Origin of the sequence: Exiguobacterium sp. 8A, assembly GCF_902506275.1 — a bacterium.
In the GTDB taxonomy this organism is placed as follows: Bacteria; Bacillota; Bacilli; order Exiguobacteriales; family Exiguobacteriaceae; genus Exiguobacterium; species Exiguobacterium profundum.
This window is the reverse complement of sequence record NZ_LR733688.1, coordinates 1-1,721: the sequence shown is the minus strand read 5'-3', so window position 1 is coordinate 1,721 and position 1,721 is coordinate 1. Positions and strand designations below refer to the sequence as shown.

Annotated in this window: 1 protein-coding gene; it reads left to right on the top strand. The window is 56.0% G+C overall.

Annotated features, from left to right (window positions below; all coding sequences use genetic code 11):
- On the top strand, nucleotides 1-1,311 hold a 1,311-nt coding region (locus tag GVY42_RS16210), incomplete at its 5' end, for a hypothetical protein (RefSeq protein ID WP_159565731.1).
- Between the last annotated feature and the right edge of the window lie 410 nt (nucleotides 1,312-1,721).

Genomic DNA, 1,721 nt, shown 5'->3' with positions numbered 1-1,721 from the left:
GTCCCCCTCGGCGCCAACGGCAAAATCGACCTCAACAACGTAGCGGACGCGACGCACTACATCGTGGACGTTCAGGGTTGGTATGTGAACACGATGGCCCCGACAATCTCCTGCCCGACCGAATACAAAGCTGGCAGTTGGACGACGCATTCGGATGGCGCTGACATCGTCTGCAAAGTCACAGCGCACCCCTCAGCGGACTCAGACTCTTACCTGATCACGCTCTTGAACGACGACCCGATCGACACCCTGCCACTCACCAGCGACAACGGTGCGTCGGTCAACGTCACCATCCCTGGCACACCCGGCTGGCATCGCGTTACGGCAATCATCACCAACGCTATGGGCGACACCGAAGAGCAAGAGTTCGCATTCGGACTAAACGCAACAGCCCCAAGCGCCACCCTCACGGCGATCGAGAACGCCACTCCCGAGTCCCTCATGGATTTGTCATCTCTGAAAAAGACCACCAGCGGCGCAGTGGCAATCCAGACGACCGATGAGGTAGCCGTAACGGTTCCGAATAGCGCCACGGACAGAATCACCTTGGATCCCACCGCCTCCGATTCCGCAAGCACCATCCTCTCAGCGGCCCTTCCTTTCGCCGCCGGAGCAACCGCTGCTGTGTCCGAAACAGACGGCGTCGTTTCCTACAACAATCAAAACGGCTCTAGCACCGTACCCATCGTGCACTCAGACGGCGCCGTTCAAGTCGCCACCGTGATCGAAACAGCTCAAGCCCCGACCCGCTTCGCGTATCCTCTGGGCCTGCCGGAAGGTAGCCAAATCGCGACGACCGAAGACGGGGCGCTGGTTATCACGGATAGCTCCGGCTTCTTTATCGGCTCCTTGAACGCGCCGTGGGCGAAGGATGCACGAGGCGCTGACGTTCCAACGCGCTACGAGGTCGATGGTGACACCGTTACGCAGGTGGTCGACATTAGCAATGTGGACAGCTTCCCCGTGGTTGCCGACCCTGATCTTTGGACCACTATCAAGAATGTAGCGGGTTGCGCTCTCGATATCGCGTCTTGGACCCTACCGGCCGCGAAGGCAGTACAAAAGCTTGCGAAGGTTGAAAAGATTATCAAAAGCTCTAAGAAGGTCATCAAGGCCTACAACGAGCTTGGTGGCAAGCTTGATAAGGTCATGAAGTCACTGAAGAAGTATGTTGCCAACAAGTCCAGCCTGTCGAAGAAGAAGGTTGGCGCCTGGGGGACTATCATCTCACTGGTTGGTGCCGGGCTCTTTGAGTTGCTAGGTATCGGGAATTGTGTTGAATTGGTCAAATCGTTCGCGGTGAGGAAATGAACAATATCGACAATGACAAGGGATCACCTAAACTGCTGCAGCAACTATCATTTCCGTCCGGTCGGCTTCTCTCGTTATACGTTGCGGCTATGGCGATAACTACCATAATCGGCCTCGTGCTGTGGGTATCGTTCGATGTGGGTGTTCCGATATCGAGATGGATCATTGGTGCAATGTCCGTGTTCGGCCTACTGTGGACCGTGAACATAATCAGAATTGATCGTTCGAACAACTCAGATGACGAATCGCGCTGATTCTGCATAACCTTACATTGGGCCCCATGCCGCATCAGCGGGATGGGGCCCAATTTTTCACGGATTATCGTTGCCGCCTGAGATACCACTGCAAAGGGTTGGGCACAGATACCCCGGTCGCCACATTGCTTAGAGCGGGCGAGGGCTGGAGTGATG